The 17,178-nt window shown below is 39.9% G+C and carries 14 protein-coding genes; 7 read left to right on the plus strand and 7 right to left on the minus strand.

Translation table 11 applies throughout. The features are described from left to right. Positions 1-34: 34 nt before the first annotated feature. From AC6F7T_RS02645 to dnaA, 7 genes are all read right to left on the minus strand, one after another. Positions 35-1,042 (minus strand): NAD(P)H-dependent glycerol-3-phosphate dehydrogenase, encoded by a 1,008-nt coding sequence (locus AC6F7T_RS02645; RefSeq protein WP_500716417.1) that lies wholly within the window; start codon positions 1,040-1,042, stop codon positions 35-37. Beyond that, on the minus strand, positions 1,039-1,824 hold the full coding sequence (locus tag AC6F7T_RS02650) for a tetratricopeptide repeat protein (RefSeq protein ID WP_500716418.1): 786 nt from the start codon (positions 1,822-1,824) through the stop codon (positions 1,039-1,041). The genes AC6F7T_RS02645 and AC6F7T_RS02650 overlap by 4 nt, the downstream gene beginning before the upstream one ends. Before the next feature lie 25 nt (positions 1,825-1,849). Continuing rightward, on the minus strand, positions 1,850-4,372 hold the full coding sequence (gene gyrA, locus AC6F7T_RS02655; protein ID WP_500716419.1) for a DNA gyrase subunit A: 2,523 nt from the start codon (positions 4,370-4,372) through the stop codon (positions 1,850-1,852). A 43-nt stretch (positions 4,373-4,415) separates the two neighbouring features. Further along, the gene (gyrB, locus tag AC6F7T_RS02660) at positions 4,416-6,806 is read right to left on the minus strand and encodes a DNA topoisomerase (ATP-hydrolyzing) subunit B (protein ID WP_500716420.1); all 2,391 of its coding nucleotides are present in this window, start codon (positions 6,804-6,806) and stop codon (positions 4,416-4,418) included. Further along, positions 6,803-7,867 (minus strand): DNA replication/repair protein RecF, encoded by a 1,065-nt coding sequence (recF, locus tag AC6F7T_RS02665; RefSeq protein WP_500716421.1) that lies wholly within the window; start codon positions 7,865-7,867, stop codon positions 6,803-6,805. The genes gyrB and recF overlap by 4 nt, the downstream gene beginning before the upstream one ends. A 4-nt stretch (positions 7,868-7,871) precedes the next feature. Further along, positions 7,872-8,975 carry a DNA polymerase III subunit beta gene (dnaN, locus tag AC6F7T_RS02670; protein WP_500716422.1) on the minus strand — a complete coding sequence of 368 codons (1,104 nt, stop codon included), beginning with the start codon at positions 8,973-8,975 and terminating at the stop codon, positions 7,872-7,874. 181 nt (positions 8,976-9,156) lie between these two features. Further along, positions 9,157-10,506 carry a chromosomal replication initiator protein DnaA gene (gene dnaA, locus AC6F7T_RS02675; RefSeq protein ID WP_500716423.1) on the minus strand — a complete coding sequence of 450 codons (1,350 nt, stop codon included), beginning with the start codon at positions 10,504-10,506 and terminating at the stop codon, positions 9,157-9,159. A gap of 153 nt (positions 10,507-10,659) precedes the next feature. On the opposite strand from dnaA, the gene rpmH reads away from it, so the two are divergent. The 7 genes from rpmH (at position 10,660) to rsmG (ending at position 16,897) form a co-directional block, all read left to right on the plus strand. Beyond that, positions 10,660-10,812, plus strand: a complete 153-nt coding sequence (gene rpmH, locus AC6F7T_RS02680) for a 50S ribosomal protein L34 (RefSeq protein WP_500716424.1) — start codon at positions 10,660-10,662, stop codon at positions 10,810-10,812. 66 nt (positions 10,813-10,878) lie between these two features. Then, positions 10,879-11,145 carry a ribonuclease P protein component gene (gene rnpA / locus AC6F7T_RS02685; protein WP_500716425.1) on the plus strand — a complete coding sequence of 89 codons (267 nt, stop codon included), beginning with the start codon at positions 10,879-10,881 and terminating at the stop codon, positions 11,143-11,145. Next, positions 11,123-11,392 carry a membrane protein insertion efficiency factor YidD gene (yidD, locus tag AC6F7T_RS02690; protein WP_500716426.1) on the plus strand — a complete coding sequence of 90 codons (270 nt, stop codon included), beginning with the start codon at positions 11,123-11,125 and terminating at the stop codon, positions 11,390-11,392. Before rnpA ends, yidD begins: the two co-directional genes overlap by 23 nt. Beyond that, positions 11,382-12,968, plus strand: coding sequence for a membrane protein insertase YidC (gene yidC, locus AC6F7T_RS02695; RefSeq protein WP_500716427.1), 1,587 nt, complete (start codon positions 11,382-11,384; stop codon positions 12,966-12,968). Before yidD ends, yidC begins: the two co-directional genes overlap by 11 nt. 10 nt (positions 12,969-12,978) lie before the next feature. Beyond that, positions 12,979-14,343, plus strand: a complete 1,365-nt coding sequence (gene mnmE, locus AC6F7T_RS02700) for a tRNA uridine-5-carboxymethylaminomethyl(34) synthesis GTPase MnmE (RefSeq protein ID WP_500716428.1) — start codon at positions 12,979-12,981, stop codon at positions 14,341-14,343. 36 nt (positions 14,344-14,379) lie between these two features. Next, positions 14,380-16,251, plus strand: a complete 1,872-nt coding sequence (mnmG, locus tag AC6F7T_RS02705; RefSeq protein WP_500716429.1) for a tRNA uridine-5-carboxymethylaminomethyl(34) synthesis enzyme MnmG — start codon at positions 14,380-14,382, stop codon at positions 16,249-16,251. Next, on the plus strand, positions 16,241-16,897 hold the full coding sequence (gene rsmG, locus AC6F7T_RS02710; RefSeq protein ID WP_500716430.1) for a 16S rRNA (guanine(527)-N(7))-methyltransferase RsmG: 657 nt from the start codon (positions 16,241-16,243) through the stop codon (positions 16,895-16,897). Before mnmG ends, rsmG begins: the two co-directional genes overlap by 11 nt. Positions 16,898-17,178: the final 281 nt, after the last annotated feature.

The following is a 17,178-nucleotide window of genomic DNA, read 5'->3' on the forward strand; positions in this document are numbered from 1 at the left end:
CATGGGTGCTCCTTTGTCTGTAATCCGTATCAGTTTAAATTTTTTCCGCTTTGAGGTCGCGCAACATCAAATCAGTTACCGCCTGACGCGGATCTTTATCCTGATAAAGGATCAAGTAGGTTTGTTCGATAATGGGAACATCCACCCCCAGTTTTTGTGCCAATTGATAGGCTGATAGGGTGGTTTTAACACCCTCTGCGACCATGTTCATTCCCGCCAGAATCTCTTCGAGGGAGCGCCCCTTGCCTAGCTCTATACCAACACTGCGATTCCGCGATAAGTCGCCGGTACAGGTCAGCACCAGATCCCCCATACCAGCCAGACCGGCAAAGGTTGTCGGGTCGGCCCCAAGCTTGACCCCCATGCGTGTCATTTCCGCCAGCCCCCGGGTAATCAGGGCGGCGCGAGTATTGTACCCAAAACCTAAACCATCGGCGACCCCGGCCGCCAGGGCAATAACGTTTTTCATAGCGCCGCCCAGCTCAACCCCGACAATGTCGTGGTGGGTATAGACCCGAAATACCGGGGTACTGAAGAGCTGTTGCACAGCCTCAGCAGCCGCTGGTTCATAACCGGCAGCAACCACTGCGGTCGGCATATGCTGACTGACCTCGCGGGCAAAAGAAGGCCCGGAGAGAAAAACCACGGACCGCTTCAACCCTGTGGGAAGTTCATTGTCAAACACCTGGGAAAGCAGCTGCAAACTGTCGTTTTCTATCCCCTTCGAAGCGGAGACGATAATAGCATCAGCCCTTAAGGCTGGTAGTGACTGACGCAGTACCTGGCGCGACACCTGTGACGGCGTGACATAGATAACAAAAGAGGCTTCACTGACGGCTTCGCCAAGATCATCGGTTATCTTCAGGTTGTGCGACAGGGAAATGCCTGGGAGATAGAGGTCGTTTATCCTGGTTGTCTGCATTCGCTGCGCCAGGTCTTTTTCAAAACACCAAAGGGTAACGGACAGATTCTTTTCCGCCAGTAGATTTGCAAGGGTTGTGCCCCAGCTGCCTGCGCCAACTACTGCTATTCTGGTATTCATTCCAACCCCTCATTTCTGTTTTGGATGCGTCGTGTTAAATGATCGATTTTCTGTTCCAGCAACAATGGTCGTGGATAATTTTCCAAACTGCGGTACTCCGCCAGTGCCGATTCCAGTTCCCCCTTTTCCTCCAGCATTGAGGCCAGATTAAAACGTGCCCTTCCGGCATAACCACTGTCGGGAAAATCCTCAACCAACTGACGCCAATCCTGATAAGCTTCGTCCGTGCGGTTTTCAAGCACCAGAATCGTGGCTTTGCGATGAAGAGCCTCTGGAATCAAGGAACTGTCGGGATATGTTGACAGCAGATTCTCCAGTTCAATCCGCGCCTGCGGATAGTTTTCCAGGCGAAAGTAGCTGTCAGCAATCTCGTACAGATATTGATCGAGAGTCCCCTGCCTATTGTCAAGCAGGCGTTGATAATAGCCAATCGCCTGGATATCGTCTCCCAGATCAATTTTAACGATACGAGCGGCGGCTTCGCGGGCCTGCTGAATATGGCTGCTATCGGTGTAGTCACGCTCCAACTGCAGGTATTTCAGTAAAGCCTGTTGTGGATTCTGCAGATCAAAATGCCAAAGCCGCGCCATACGATAGAGTGCCTCGGGGGCAACAGACTCCTGTGGATATTGCGTGATAATCTGTCGATACCTGGCCAGAGCTTCTGTCGAACGCCCCAGGCTTTCCTGCTTCACTCCTTTGGTCAATAGACGTTGTGGTTCGGAAAAAAGATAGCCTTGCCATTTTACGTAGCCGATGGCCCCGACCAACAACACAATCATGAACAATATCGATAGCTTGAATAGGTTATTCCTGCTCTTCGTCGCCTTCCGGGGCTTCAGGTCCTGCTTCAAGTCCTGCCTCAATTGCTTCTTCAATTTCTCCAGACTCATCGACTGAATCCTTTTCCGCCAGCATTGCCACAGAAACAATAAGTTCATCCGCCTCGAGGACCATCATCCGCACCCCTTGCGTATTGCGGCCGATGGAGCGGATATTGCGCACATTGGTGCGCAGCATTTTTCCGCGATTGGTGATAAACATCAGATCGGAATCTTCGTCTACCATCCTGATTGCCACGACCCGGCCATTACGCCGGCTGGTTTTGATGGTAATAATCCCTTTGCCTCCACGACTTTGTACACGATATTCGGCAATATCGGTTCGCTTTCCGTAACCATTCTCGGTAATCGTTACCAGTGCCATGGCGGTGCTGTCGGTTACCGATTGCAATCCGACAACTTCATCATCCGGATCCAGAGTAATGCCGCGTACGCCACGTGCTGTCCGCCCCATGGAGCGGATATTGGTTTCCGGGAAGCGGATCGATTTGCCGTTGCTGCTGGCGAGAATAAGATCGCGGTTGCCGTCGGTCAGGCGTGCCTCGATCAGGCTATCCCCCTCATCGATGGTCAGGGCAATAATACCACCGCTGCGTGGATGGGAATAAGCCATCAGGTCGGTTTTTTTGATAATTCCACGAGCAGTAGCAGTAACAATGTAGCGCCCTTCCTCGAACTTTTTCACCGGCAGAATGGTCGTGACCTTTTCATCCGGCGCCAGTTCAAGCAGGTTGACAATTGCCTTGCCGCGCGAGGCCATGCCGCCCTGTGGTACCTCATGAACCTTCAGCCAATACAGCTTGCCGAGGTTGGTAAAAATCAGAATATAGGAATGGGTTGAAGCGATGAAAAGATTCTCGACAAAATCTTCGTCCTTGGTGCGCATACCGCTGCGCCCCTTGCCGCCCCGTCGCTGCGCCCGATAGAGGGAAACCGCATTGCGCTTGATATAGCCACTATGGGTAACGGTTACCACCATGTCTTCTTCAACAATCATATCTTCCAGGGTCAGATCAGCGGTACGATCGATGATTTCGGTACGTCTGGCGTTGGCAAATTTTTCTCTAACTTCAAGCAGCTCCTGCTTAATGATGTTGAGAATTTCAACTTCGCTGGCGAGGATTTCTTTAAGCCGGTCAATCTGCGCCAGAACCTGCGCCAACTCCTCAAGGATCTTATCCCTTTCAAGGCCGGTCAAGCGATGCAGACGCATGTCCAGAATAGCTTGTGCCTGGATATCAGTAAAAGCAAAGCGCTCCATCAGGCGACTCTTGGCTTCCGGTGAGTTAGCACTGCCTTTGATAAGCTCTATCACTTCATCGAGATGTTCAAGGGCGATTTTTAATCCCTGCAGAATGTGCGCACGAGCTTCGGCTTTTTTCAGTTCAAAGATACAGCGGCGGGTAACAATTTCACGGCGGTGATCGATAAAATTATCGAGAACTTCGCGTAACGTCAGAATTTTTGGTTGTCCCTTGACGATGGCCAGCATAATAATGCCGAAAGAAGACTGCATCGCCGTCATCTTGTAAAGCTGATTGAGCACAACACCAGCGACCATGTCTTTTTTCAGTTCGATGACAATCCGCATGCCATCCCGGTCCGATTCATCGCGCAGATCGGAAATGCCCTCAATTTTCTTGTTTTTGACCAACTCAGCTATTTTTTCAATCAGCCGGGCTTTATTGACCTGGTAGGGAATTTCCGTCACCACAATGGCTTCGCGCCCACTGCGCCGATCAACCTCTACCATGGCACGCGAGCGCATTTGAACAATGCCGCGACCGGTTTTGTACGCCTCGCGGATACCCTCCTTACCATTGATAAATCCGGCCGTGGGAAAATCCGGCCCATGAATGATATCCATCAACTCTTCTACACCAAGACGCGGATCATCAATAACGGCAATCAGACCGTCGATCACCTCACCGAGATTGTGCGGTGGAATCTTTGTTGCCATCCCAACCGCGATTCCCTCTGAGCCGTTGACCAGCAGGTTGGGATATTTACAGGGTAATACCAGGGGTTCTTCAAGGGATTCATCATAGTTGGGGCCAAAATCGACGGTCTCCTTGTCGATGTCTGCGAGTAACTCATGAGCCATTTTATCCATACGAATTTCGGTATAACGCATGGCCGCTGCCGAATCACCATCGACCGAGCCGAAATTCCCCTGGCCATCCACCAGTGGGTGGCGCATAGAAAAATGCTGGGCCATCCTGACGATGGAGTCGTAGACCGCACTGTCTCCATGGGGATGATATTTACCGATGACATCACCAACAACCCGTGCTGATTTTTTATAGGGCTTATTAAAATCATTACCGAGATCGTGCATGGCAAACAGAATGCGACGATGGACCGGCTTAAGCCCATCACGAACATCCGGCAGCGCCCGGCCGACAATGACGCTCATGGCATAATCCATATAGGACTTGCGCATCTCATCGACAATATTTACCGATACCTTATTTTGTTCTTGGATCATCTATTCCTCCAAGCTTCCGGCGGAAGCCTTTTTCAAGTGATGGTTAAACGTCAAGATTCACAACATTAAGAGCATTCATTTCGATAAATTCACGCCGCGGCTCTACCTGATCGCCCATCAACACGGTAAATATTTCGTCGGCTCTAACAGCATCCTCGATGGCTACCTGCAGCAAAATTCTTTTTTCTGCATTCATCGTGGTTTCCCATAACTGGTCCGGATTCATTTCGCCAAGACCTTTGTAGCGCTGAATATATTGACCTTTTTTAGCTCTGCTGAGGATGGCATTGAGAAGATCCTGACGATTATTGACCTCCTGCTCCTGTTTTCCTTCGACTGAAATAACGATCGGATGCTCGGCACAGATATCCTCAATCTGACGATAGGCCTGGTTCAACAGTTTATACTCATGGGTTGAAAGTATCTCGACAGTTTGCCGATCGATACGCGCATGTAAATTACCGAGTCGAACGATAATCCGGTCTGGATCTTCCATGAGATCAAAACGGGCCGTCGGCTCGATCTGGCGTAACTGCTCTACCAAGGGCTCGAGGGTGGGCTGATCGGCAAAACCATTACGAATTTTTCCGCGCAAAAAAATGCTGAGAATCTGCGCTGGTATACCCCGATTCACAATTTTATCGAAATGCTCATTGTAGTCGATAATATGTCGCAACATGGGGATGATCTGCTTACCACGAACAATCTTCTGGCCATTATCCATTTCCAGGGCCACACCCTCAGTTCCTGTATCCAGCAGGTAATCAAGAAGAACGTCGTCGTCCTTAAGATAGATTTCTTTCTTGCCACGCTTCACTTTATACAGCGGTGGTTGGGCAATATAAAGATGACCACGTTCAATTATTTCCGGCATTTGTCTGAAAAAGAAGGTTAACAACAAGGTACGAATATGCGAACCATCAACGTCAGCGTCAGTCATAATAATAACCCGGTGATAGCGAAGCTTGCTGACATCAAAATCGTCCTTGCCAATACCTGTGCCCATGGCAGTGATAAGGGTTTTTATTTCATTGGAAGTAAGCAGCTTGTCAAAGCGTGCTTTTTCGACATTTAAAATTTTACCTTTAAGCGGCAATATCGCCTGATACCGACGATCTCGACCTTGCTTGGCACTACCCCCGGCAGAATCACCCTCGACCAGGTAAATTTCACATAACGCCGGGTCTTTTTCCTGACAGTCAGCTAATTTGCCCGGCAAGGAAAGGCCCTCTAAGGCACCCTTACGTCGCGTTAAATCGCGGGCTTTGCGCGCTGCTTCCCGAGCGCGTGCGGCCTCTATTCCTTTTTCCAGTATTTTTTTGGCAACTTGGGGATTTTCTTCAAGAAATGTTGCCAGCTGTTCGTTCATCAAGGCCTCTACATGACCTTTTATCTCTGAGTTTCCCAGTTTTGTTTTGGTTTGTCCTTCAAACTGGGGATCAGGAATTTTTATAGATATGACTGCTGCAATACCCTCGCGTAAATCATCTCCGGAGATGGCTATTTTCACATTTTTCAGCAAGTTATTTGCTGTTGCATAGGTGTTCATTGTTCGTGTTAATGCCGCCTTAAAACCACTTAGATGTGTGCCACCCTCATGGGTATTGATATTGTTGGCAAAAGAAAATACTTTTTCGTCGAAGCCATCGTTGTACTGAATGGCAATTTCTATTTCTGCGTTTTCTTTTTTTCCATGGAAATAGATTGGTGTGGGATGAAGAGGACTTTTTGCTCTATTCAAGTATTCTACAAAAGATCGTATACCACCCTCATACATAAATTCATAAAATTTATCTGAACGTTCGTCGGCAACCTTTATTCTTACACCTGCATTGAGAAAAGCCATTTCCCGAAAACGCTGAGAAAGTGTTTCAAAGTTAAAAGATACTGTTTCAAAAACTTCAGGATCAGGCCAAAAAGTAATTTTAGTACCTCTTTTAATTGTTGTTCCACACTCTACTAACGGTGCCTCTGGTATTCCCTTGTTGTAGCGTTGACGATAAATTTTACCTCCGCGTCTTATTTCAAGTTCTAATTGCATAGATAATGCGTTTACAACAGATACACCGACACCATGGAGACCTCCGGAAACCTTATAGGCCCCTTCTCCCTTGTCATCGAATTTCCCTCCTGCATGTAAAATAGTCATGACAACTTCAGCTGCAGATTTTTGATATTTATCTATAATTTCTACAGGAATACCACGTCCATTGTCTTCAACTGTAACGGAACTATCATCATGTATATTAATTAATATTTCATCACAATAACCAGCAAGAGATTCATCAATAGAATTATCAATTACTTCATAAACAAGATGATGTAATCCTTGAATAGAGGTTGAACCTATATACATTGCAGGTCTTTTACGTACAGCCTCTAGTCCTTCTAGAACTTGAATACTTTCACCACTATAATTTGATTCTTCAGTCATTCTATTTCCTTATTTGAAATTAGTCTTCCATTGTTAATATAAAAAAAATTAGCCTTTTTATTGATAAAAGAGGGTTTATTCAAAGATGTGATAAAAGACTGATCACAATTTAAGAGTAATTTCTCAATTAACAATTTTTCTCGTTTTTTATCTACTTCACTTGATATATCGTCTATTAACAATATGGGTTTAAATTTTTTATGATTATAAAAATTTATTAACTGTGAATATTTATATAGAAGCAAAAATGTTTTTTTTTGACCCTCTGACCCGTAATTTTCAATATTTTTATTATTAATATGGAATGTTACATTATCCGTATGTTGTCCAAGCAGGGTATAACCAACCTTTTGCTCATGTTTTATTGTTTTATCGAATTCTTTACTTATATTTATTTTATAGTTATCTAAATCTAAATTTTTATATTTTATTTTATAAATTTCATTTTCAAAAAAATCAACGTTCTGAAATAAAATTTTATTTATTCTATCAATGTAAGAAATTCTTTTTTTTACTATATGATAAGATAAGTCAATTAATTGTTCTCTCCATATATAATCATCTTTATTTTCTTTTAAACAAATATTTCTGTTTTTTAGGCATCTTATATAATCAATATGAAGATCAAGGTATTTAATATCATGTAAAAAAATAGACTTATCTAATAAATTTCTTCTTAAGGAAGGTGATTTAAGTAATATATTTATTTCACTGGGAAAATATAAAATAATGTTTAATTTTTCAGAAATATCTTTTATTTTTTTTAATTTATTATTTAATTTTATTTTTTTTTCAATATCGTTAACTTTAATATCTATAGAGTAAAAAACATTATCATTATTTATATCTGAATTTAAATAAAAGTACTTTTTGTTGTTGAATAAATTATTTATCTTATTTGTTCTGAAACTTTTACCATAAGCCATAAAATAAATTGCTTCTAAAAAGTTAGTTTTTCCTTGTGCATTGTCTCCAATGATATAATTAACATTCTTTCCTGGGTAATAAACTAAAGAATCAATATTTCTAAAGTTTATAATTTTTATTTTTTCTAAAAGCATTAAACTAAAATCTCATAGGCATTACGACTGATAGATATTCTTCATTATTTAAGGGAATAATCATACCTGGAGATATATTATCTTTTATATAAAAATTAATTTTTTCCTCATTTATAATATTTAGAATATCTATTATATATCTGGCATTAAAACCTATAGTTATATCATCTCCTTTATAAACAACATCCATCTCTTCTTTTGCATCTCCAAAATCAGGATTTGAAGATGAAACCACTAATTCATTATTAAAAATATTAATTTTTACTCCTTTAGTTTTTTCATTCGAAAGAACAGATATTCTTTTAAGTACATCAGTAAATTTCTTTACTTCAATTGTTGAGTAGTTATCAGTTTTCTCTGGAATCACTCTCTTATAGTCAGGAAAATCACCGTCTATCATTCTCATCACAAAAGTTGTGTTTTCATCAACATAATTGAATAAATTTTCAGTTACACCTATTTTTATCATTTTACCATTAGTATCAATTATTTTATTTAATTCTATTATTCCTTTTTTTGGTAATATAAAACCATTTTTAAATTTTTCACTTAGTTGAAAGTTTAATTCTTTACTTATAACTGATAATCTATGTCCATCTGTTGATGCAAAATTAAGTTTATTATCATCAAATTTGACAAAAATACCTGTAAGATTAAATTTTGTTTCGTCATTAGATACTGAGAAAACAGTAGAATAAATCATTTTATTTAATATATTGCTGTCAAAATCTATAAGATCATTACTTTGTTCTGGAATTTTTGGAAATTCATCTGGAGGTAATCCAACAAGATTGAATAAAGAATTTCCACAAGATATTTCAATCCAATAATTATTTTTTTCTTTTATATTTATAATATCATTTGGCAATTCTTTTATTATTTCAAACAGTTTTTTTGCAGAAATAGTTATTTTACCTTTTTCTTTAACTTCACATTTAAAACAAGTTTTTAAACCTATTTCTAAATCAGTTGCTGATAAAATGATTTGATTATCATATGCCTCAATAAATACATTTGAAAGTATTGGGATTGTATGTTTTTTATCTACAATTCCTTGAATTCTAAACAAAGCATTTAGAAAGGTATCTTTTTGTATTTTAAATTCCATAAAAAACTCCTCAACAGGAAATACTTCTTTTATATTTAATATCTTTTAAAATAGTAATAGTAGGGCCTGTTTATATGTTGATATCTCTATAAACCATCTAAATTTAATGATTATTGTAAATTTAAATAAATTAACAATAATTTTCTATACACAAATATTATAAAAATTCATTATTAAAAAATTATCCCAACAACTTTTCCATCAATTTATCAACAGTCATTTTTAGACTCATATCCGAAGCCATTTTTTCTTCAATCTTTTTAATTGCATGAATAATGGTAGAGTGATCTTTTCCACCAAATTTATCACCAATTTCCGGATAAGATAAATTAGTCATATTTCTACTTATATACATAGCTATTTGTCTTGGTAACACTATGTTTTTCAATCTTTTTTGCGATTTAATTTCTGCGGTTTTAATCTGATAGTATTCAGCGACTGTTTTTTGAATTCTATCGATTGTAATTTCTTTATTATTTTCAGTTATAATATTTTTGAGAACGTCTTTTGCCATATCTATATTTATTGGAGTAGATGTAAGACTTGAATACGCTCCAATTCTTATCAAATAACCTTCTAATTCTCTAACATTACTTGTTATAGAATTAGCTAGGAACGAAATTACATCTTCTGGAATATTTATATTATTTATTTCAGACTTCATTTTTAATATTGCTTGTTTTGTTTCTGTATCTGGTTCTTGTATATCTGCTATAAGACCCCATTCAAATCTTGATCTAAGCCTTTCTTCTAAATCAGGAATTTCCTTTGGAAATTTGTCTGATGTTACTACAATTTGTTTATGTGATTCATATAAAGCATTGAATGTATGAAAAAATTCCTCCTGTGTACTTTTCTTTCCTGCAATAAATTGAATATCATCTACTAATAAAACATCAATAGTTCTGAATTTATTTCTAAATTCTTCCATTCTTCCATGTCTTAATGAATTTATAAGTTCGTTAGTAAATTTTTCAGAAGAATAATAAGTAATATTCAAATTTCTATTACTTTTCAATATTTCATTACCTATTGAATGTATAATATGAGTTTTTCCTAGACCAACACCGCCATATATAAAGAGAGGATTGTAAGTTGTTGCGGGGTTTTTAGCTACAGCCATTGCAGCGGCATGGGCAAATTGATTTGATGGGCCTGAAACAAAAGTATCAAAAGTATATAAAAGGTTTATATTTGATACTTTTATTGATTCTTCTTTTCTTTCAGCTATTTTCTGTTTTTTATCATTATCTATTACTGTTTTATATTCTTCTTCTTTTTTAATTTCATTTTTCTTATTGATTTTTATTTCAATTTTTAGTTTTTTTCCAGTTATTTCATTTAACTTTTTAGCTATTTTTGTTTGATAATTATCTATAAACCAATCTTTTATGAATCTATTTGGGGCCTCAAGGATTAACAAAGCATCTGTGCATCTTAAATAAATGAGTGGTTCTATCCAGGTTTTTTTATTTTGCTCGCCTATCTCGTCACTAAGTCTATGAATAGCCTCAAGCCAAAATTTTTCCATTTCTACCACTCTTTTTATTAATGTTTATTTAAGATCGACCCAGTATTATATATTTATTTTTTATTACCTTCCAGCTAATTTTTTTACAAAATTTATTGACTTTTTATAAAAAACAACTAAAATTCATCTTTTGTCAGTTTTAGGAGATTATCTATGTCGAAGAGAACTTTTCAGCCTAGTCGAATCAAAAGAAAACGTACCCATGGTTTTAGGAAGCGGATGCAAACCAAAAATGGACGTGCCACAATTAACAGGCGCCGTGCCCAGGGACGTAAATGCTTAGCGGCAAGCATTCCTAAAAAATAGGTGAACTTTTTTTTTCTTAAGAGAAATCGTTTACTTAAACCGCGAGATTTCAGGTATACGGAAAAAGTGGGGTGCAGAAAAAAATCACCCCATTTTGTTCTTTTATTTAAACATAACCTGGAAGGTGTTACTCGTCTTGGTCTTACTGTAAGTCGGAAAAATGGCAATGCTGTTAAGAGGAACTATATTAAGCGGTTTTTAAGAGAGTTTTTTAGATTGAATCAGCATAATTTAAAAAACTTTGATTTTGTCTTGATTGTAAGGCGCCCTTTTACTAAACAAAACACAATTTTTGTAAAAAATGAATTAGATGAACTTTTCTCGATCAAGTAAATTACTTGTATTTCCTTTCATCTACTTAATAGATATTTATAAATATCTAATCTCTCCCCTTAAACAAAATTGCTGCCGTTTTTATCCTTCTTGTTCTTCCTATGTACGTGAAGCATTAATTATACATGGAATATTTAAAGGTTTGTATTATTCCTTAATAAGGATTATCAAATGCCATCCATTCCACCCCGGTGGTTTTGATCCGGTCCCTCATCACAAAATTAGGATACGAAATAATGGACAATAGAACTATTATTGCTATCGTTCTAATCATACTGCTATGGTCTGGTTATAGTCTTTTTTTTACACCTGCTCCACTGCCACAACCCACCGTTAAAACAACAGATATTACTTTACCCGCAGTGGACCCCCCATTTGTTAAACAAAATGAATCACTTGTTTCTACTGATTATTCAAATTCAATAGAAGAAAAATTGATTGAAATAAATAGTGGAACTTACACCATTATCTTTTCTACAAAAGGCGCATCTATAAAAAGTATTAGTTTTTCTGATTATAAAGCCGATGATAATAGTGAAAACTCTAATTTTTATTTGTTAAGTTCTCAGAATTTTGAAACATATTCTTTTAAATCTTTTATTTCAGATGGTCTTAATTTACCTGAAGATATTTTCTATACTTTGGTTGATATTGGAGATCAAAACTTTGACGACGGAAATGACTTTCTTCTTCTTACTTTTCAATCAGAATACAATGGTTTTTCTGTTATAAAAACATTTACGTTATATAAAAACTCCTACCATATTGATACTAGTTTTACTATTCAAAACAACAACCAAGAACACTTTGCCGGCAAATATAATATTTCATTAATTACACCCTGGTCTACTGATAAAAAATCGGACTTCTATTCTTTTGTAGGCCCACTTACTTTTGATGGTAATAAATTAAAAGAAGATAAACCAAAAGATATTGTTAAAAACTCAGTTGTTTACAATGACTTTGTTTGGTCGGGATTTACTGATAAATATTTCTTACAGGTACTTAATCCTAACAGCAACATAGATCAGGTTTTGATACGCTATGAACCCGATTTTATTGAGAATAGATTTTCATCCAGCTCTTTTATTCTCTTACCTGGGCAAAATAAATCTTTTCAGCATGTTGCTTATCTTGGTCCAAAAAATCTTGAATATCTTTCGTCAAGCAATTCTTCTTTTGAGGAGGCTATTCACTTCGGTTTTTTTCATTTTCTCGCTAAACCGCTTTTTAATGTTCTTCTTTTTTTTAATGGCTATATCAATAACTATGGCTTCTCTATTATTTTGTTAACTGTATGCATAAAGTTGATTTTCTGGCCCCTTACGCATAAAAGCTATAAATCTATGCAGGGCATGCAGAAATTGCAGCCGGAAATGAAGAGACTTAAAGAAAAATATGCTGATGACAAACAACGCTTAAATCAAGAAATGATGTCGTTTTACCGTGATAATAAGGTTAATCCTCTTGGCGGCTGTTTACCTATTTTGATTCAAATTCCGGTTTTTTTCTCGCTTTATAAGGTCCTTCTTGATTCTATAGAGTTACGGCACGCACCTTTTATTTTGTGGATATCTGATCTTTCTGCCAAAGATCCCTACTATATCACTCCCGTTATCATGGGTGCATCCATGTTTTTACAACAAAAGTTAACGCCAACCAACCTTGATCCAACACAAGAAAAAGTGATGCTGATGATGCCCATTATCTTTACCTTCCTTTTTCTTAATTTCCCTGCCGGGTTGGTTGTCTACTGGTTGGTTAATAACTTGCTGACAATTCTTCAACAATTGTTGATTCGTCGTCAGGCACAAAAGGCATGATAGCCATATCATGATTCTTGATAAGGATACTATTATTGCCCCTGCTACCGCTGTTAGTGAATCTGGTATCGCTGTTATACGCATATCAGGTTACAGAGCATTGTCCTTTTTAAAATCCTTTTTTCGGACAAAAAACCCGATAGGAAATTTCCAATCTCATTATCTTTATCTTGGTCGGATTGTTGATGAAGACGACAGTGATATTGATGAAGTAATGGTTGTATACATGGACCCTCCCCGCACCTATACATGTGAACCGGTTGTAGAGGTACACTGTCATGGTAGTCGTCAGATAGTACGAAGGATTTTACAACTGGCTTATGCTAATGATATCCGGTTGGCAAATCCTGGGGAATTTACTTATCGTGCGTATCTAAATGGGCGTATTGACCTTGTTCAGGCTGAAGCTGTTTCTCGTCTTATTCAGTCTACATCCGAGTTTTCTCGACGGTCTGCTCTGCAACAACTTGACGGTTTACTCAGTCGACAGTTACACAGCTACTCTGCCACTATAAAAAATCTTCTGGTTCAAACAGAAGCCTGGATAGATTTCCCTGAGGAAGATCTACCAACAGAAAATTTAGATCGACTTTTTTCTACTGCAGAAAACCTTCATGTTCAAATGTCTGATCTAATGAATACGTATCGTGCAGGACAATTTGTCCATGATGGTGCTACTGTTGTGCTTGCCGGACTTCCTAATGCTGGTAAAAGTTCGCTTATGAACGCTTTACTCCAGCAAGACCGATCCATTGTATCTTCTGTTCCTGGAACCACTCGTGATCTGATAGAACAGTCAACGCAGATAGGCGGAATTAACGTTCGTCTTGTCGATACGGCGGGCTTGCGCAGTTCCGATGAATTTGTTGAACAGGAAGGAGTACGGCGGGCGCGCAATGTGGTAAAGATTGCAAATTTGGTTCTTCTAATGCTGGACGGTTCCGCACCTTTGTGCGATCAGTTTAGGGCTCTTCTTGCGGATTTATCAGCCGTTCCTGTTGTTTTGGTGGTAAATAAGTCAGATCTCCTGTCGGAACATCATGACCTTTCTTTTTTCCCCGGTCCTATCGTTACTGTTTCTGCTAAGCTCGGTGATGGTATTGATGTTCTTACTGATACTATCGCCTCCTTTTTGTTAAATGATTATCTTCCCTCCTCAGAATCACCCTATATTACCGAGCGCCGGCACTATGAAGCACTGACCGGGTCAGTCTCCTCGATAAAAAACTTCCTTAACAACCTTGGATCTGTCGACCTTGACCTTCTTTCAATTGATTTGCGCTCTGCTCTTGATTCCCTGGGAAGGGTGACCGGCAGCATTACTACAGAAGATGTGCTTGATGATATTTTTTCTTCTTTTTGTATTGGCAAGTAGGTTTGTTTCACGTGAAACAATAATGGTAGGTGGGTGATGGCAGGGTACGGAAAAAAATATCAGATTATTGTTGTCGGAGCCGGCCATGCCGGGTGTGAGGCTGCACTTGCCGCTGCGCGCATGGGATGTTCTACTCTGTTGTTGACGATGGGTTTGGATATGGTTGCCCAGATGTCATGTAATCCATCAATAGGAGGTTTGGCAAAGGGTCACCTCGTTCATGAAGTAGATGCAATGGGTGGCGAGATGGGGCTGAATATAGATGAGACAGGAATTCAGTTTCGCCGACTGAACATGCGCAAGGGTCCAGCTGTTAGGGCAGGGAGAGCTCAAGCAGATAGGATGGCTTATAGTGCCAGAATGAAGCTGGTTTTGGAGTCAACTGAGAATCTTGATTTGAAGCAGGGTGTAGTAGAAGAGATCATAGTTAAAAATTATAGGGTTGTGGGTGTTAAAACGCGCGAGGGACTAGATTTTCTTGGTCGATCGGTTATTTTGACAACTGGAACCTTCATGCGCGGTTTGATCCACGTGGGAATGAAAAATTATTCGGGGGGCAGGGCCGGAGAGCCGTCGGCGGAAAAAATATCAAACTGTCTGCGCTCTCTGGGTTTCACCGTTGGAAGGTTAAAAACCGGAACACCGGCGAGGCTGTCTTCGCGCTCAATCGATTTTTCCAAGCTTGAAAGGCAGCCGGGAGATGCAATAATACGACCGTTTTCATTTATGAATGATAAGATAGAGCGTCACCAGGTGGATTGTTATATTGCCAACACAAACGAGAAGACGCACGACATCATCCGCAGCAACATTCATAAATCACCCTTATATGCTGGTGTTATCGAAGGTATAGGGCCAAGATACTGTCCATCGATTGAGGATAAGGTTATCCGCTTCCCTGACAAAGCAAGCCATCAATCATTTGTTGAGCCGGAAGGAATCAAGGGGGCAGAGATGTATCCAAGTGGACTGTCGACGTCGTTACCGGCGGACGTTCAACTACAATATTTTCGCTCCATGGTTGGGTTTGAACAAGTCGAAATCATGCGTCCAGGGTATGCCATAGAGTATGACTTTGTGGAACCGCGCCAAATTAAAGCGACATTGGAAGCCCGCGAGATTTCGGGGTTGTTTCATGCTGGACAAATAAATGGAACATCCGGATATGAAGAGGCGGCTGGGCAGGGTTTGCTGGCAGGAATTAACGCCGCCTTGCAATGTCGTGAACAAGATCCGCTGATAATAAGAAGAGATCAGGGTTATCTCGGCGTCATGATCGACGACTTGATTACTCAAGACACGACAGAACCCTACCGTATGTTCACTTCACGAGCAGAATACCGATTATTATTACGTGAAGATAACGCCGACCTGCGTTTGACTGAGTTGGGTAGGTATGTTGGCTTGGTGAGCGATGAGCGCTGGCGACGTTACCAGGAGAAGACTGGGTTAATAGAAAAAGCATATGAACTTTGTAGGGAGACCAAAATAACCAGCAAGGATGATAGATTGTGCAGCCTGTTTGGGCTTGGTGAATTAAAGAGTGGCGTAACGCTCGAACAAATTATCAGAAGGCCTGACATCTCTATCCGAACAATCAGTGAACAAATACCCGAAATGAAACTTCTCCCGGAAAAAGTTCTTGAACAAGTCGAAATATCAATCAAATATGAAGGGTATATAGCTCGCCAGATCGAACAGGTAGAACGTTTCGTAGGATACGAAAAGGTGATTATTCCGGATGATATCGATTATGAAAAGGTCGCGAGCCTATCTTCTGAGGTCAGAGAAAAACTGATGAAATATCGTCCCACAAGCCTCGGTCAGGCAGGTCGTATACAGGGAATAACGCCCGCCGCGGTAGCTGTTTTAAGTGTCTACTTGAGAAAAAAATCGCGTGAAAAATAGATTAAAAAGGGGTGCAGGACTTCTTGGTATCGAAGGAGTGGATGTTCAACTGGTTGATCGTCTGATACTGTTTGCCGAGGAGTTGTTGCGTTGGAATGCCAAGATCAACCTGACTTCTATCAGAACAATGGATGAAGTTGTCGAGAAGCACCTGCTCGACTCACTGGTGCTGGTAGGATTGTTGGGGGACCAATTTCGAGTTTTGGATATGGGCTCTGGCGCCGGACTCCCGGTAATTCCCCTTGCCCTGGCGATGCCACAGAAAACCTTCTATTCCCTTGATAGTGTAGGTAAAAAAATTAACTTTCAGAAGCACGTAAAAAGACTGTTGAGAATAAAAAACCTCGAGATCGAGTGTGCGCGCATTGAAGAAATAACCAGGATCAACCCAGCGTGGCAGGGGTTTGATGTAGTGGTTGCGCGGGCCGTTGCCGATGTGAACGATCTCTTGAAGATGGCCTTGCCAGTTATTAAACCGGGCGGAATGCTGATCGCCATGAAGGGACCAGAGGGGGAGGAAGAATTGTTTGCTGTTAAAAACAAATGGAAAAACTGGTATGATATTCCCATATGTGGAATAAAATACCAACTTCCCTTTTCGGGTGCTGAAAGATGCTTGCTGCGCATTGTCAAAAAGAGGGAATAGGCCAACGGCTTATGCAGTGATAATCTGATCAAGTTAGTTATCAAGGAATGAAATAAAACAGTCATGTAACTATTCAGCATGCCGGCACATGTTGTCATTCCCGAGTGCTTTTGTCGGGGATCCAGAAATAAAAGCCGGATTTCGTCCAAAAACACGCAGGATTGACAGTATAGGAGTTGCCTTCAGGTGTTATCAACTGCAGGGCCACACTGCCGTATCGGTTGCTGAATAATTACACAATCTTTAAGCTGAAAGAATAATAGTTTTATGGTAATCTGCCC

The sequence above is a fragment of the Pelovirga sp. genome (assembly GCF_059864205.1).

Bases quoted from the DNA above. Each gene is read 5' to 3' on its own strand.
- AC6F7T_RS02645 (WP_500716417.1), bottom strand. From the start codon at position 1,042: ATGAATACCAGAATAGCAGTAGTTGGCGCAGGCAGCTGGGGCACAACC.
- AC6F7T_RS02650 (WP_500716418.1), bottom strand. From the start codon at position 1,824: ATGATTGTGTTGTTGGTCGGGGCCATCGGCTACGTAAAATGGCAAGGC.
- gyrA (WP_500716419.1), bottom strand. From the start codon at position 4,372: ATGATCCAAGAACAAAATAAGGTATCGGTAAATATTGTCGATGAGATG.
- gyrB (WP_500716420.1), bottom strand. From the start codon at position 6,806: ATGACTGAAGAATCAAATTATAGTGGTGAAAGTATTCAAGTTCTAGAA.
- recF (WP_500716421.1), bottom strand. From the start codon at position 7,867: ATGCTTTTAGAAAAAATAAAAATTATAAACTTTAGAAATATTGATTCT.
- dnaN (WP_500716422.1), bottom strand. From the start codon at position 8,975: ATGGAATTTAAAATACAAAAAGATACCTTTCTAAATGCTTTGTTTAGA.
- dnaA (WP_500716423.1), bottom strand. From the start codon at position 10,506: ATGGAAAAATTTTGGCTTGAGGCTATTCATAGACTTAGTGACGAGATA.
- rpmH (WP_500716424.1), top strand. From the start codon at position 10,660: ATGTCGAAGAGAACTTTTCAGCCTAGTCGAATCAAAAGAAAACGTACC.
- yidD (WP_500716426.1), top strand. From the start codon at position 11,123: ATGAACTTTTCTCGATCAAGTAAATTACTTGTATTTCCTTTCATCTAC.
- yidC (WP_500716427.1), top strand. From the start codon at position 11,382: ATGGACAATAGAACTATTATTGCTATCGTTCTAATCATACTGCTATGG.
- mnmE (WP_500716428.1), top strand. From the start codon at position 12,979: ATGATTCTTGATAAGGATACTATTATTGCCCCTGCTACCGCTGTTAGT.
- mnmG (WP_500716429.1), top strand. From the start codon at position 14,380: ATGGCAGGGTACGGAAAAAAATATCAGATTATTGTTGTCGGAGCCGGC.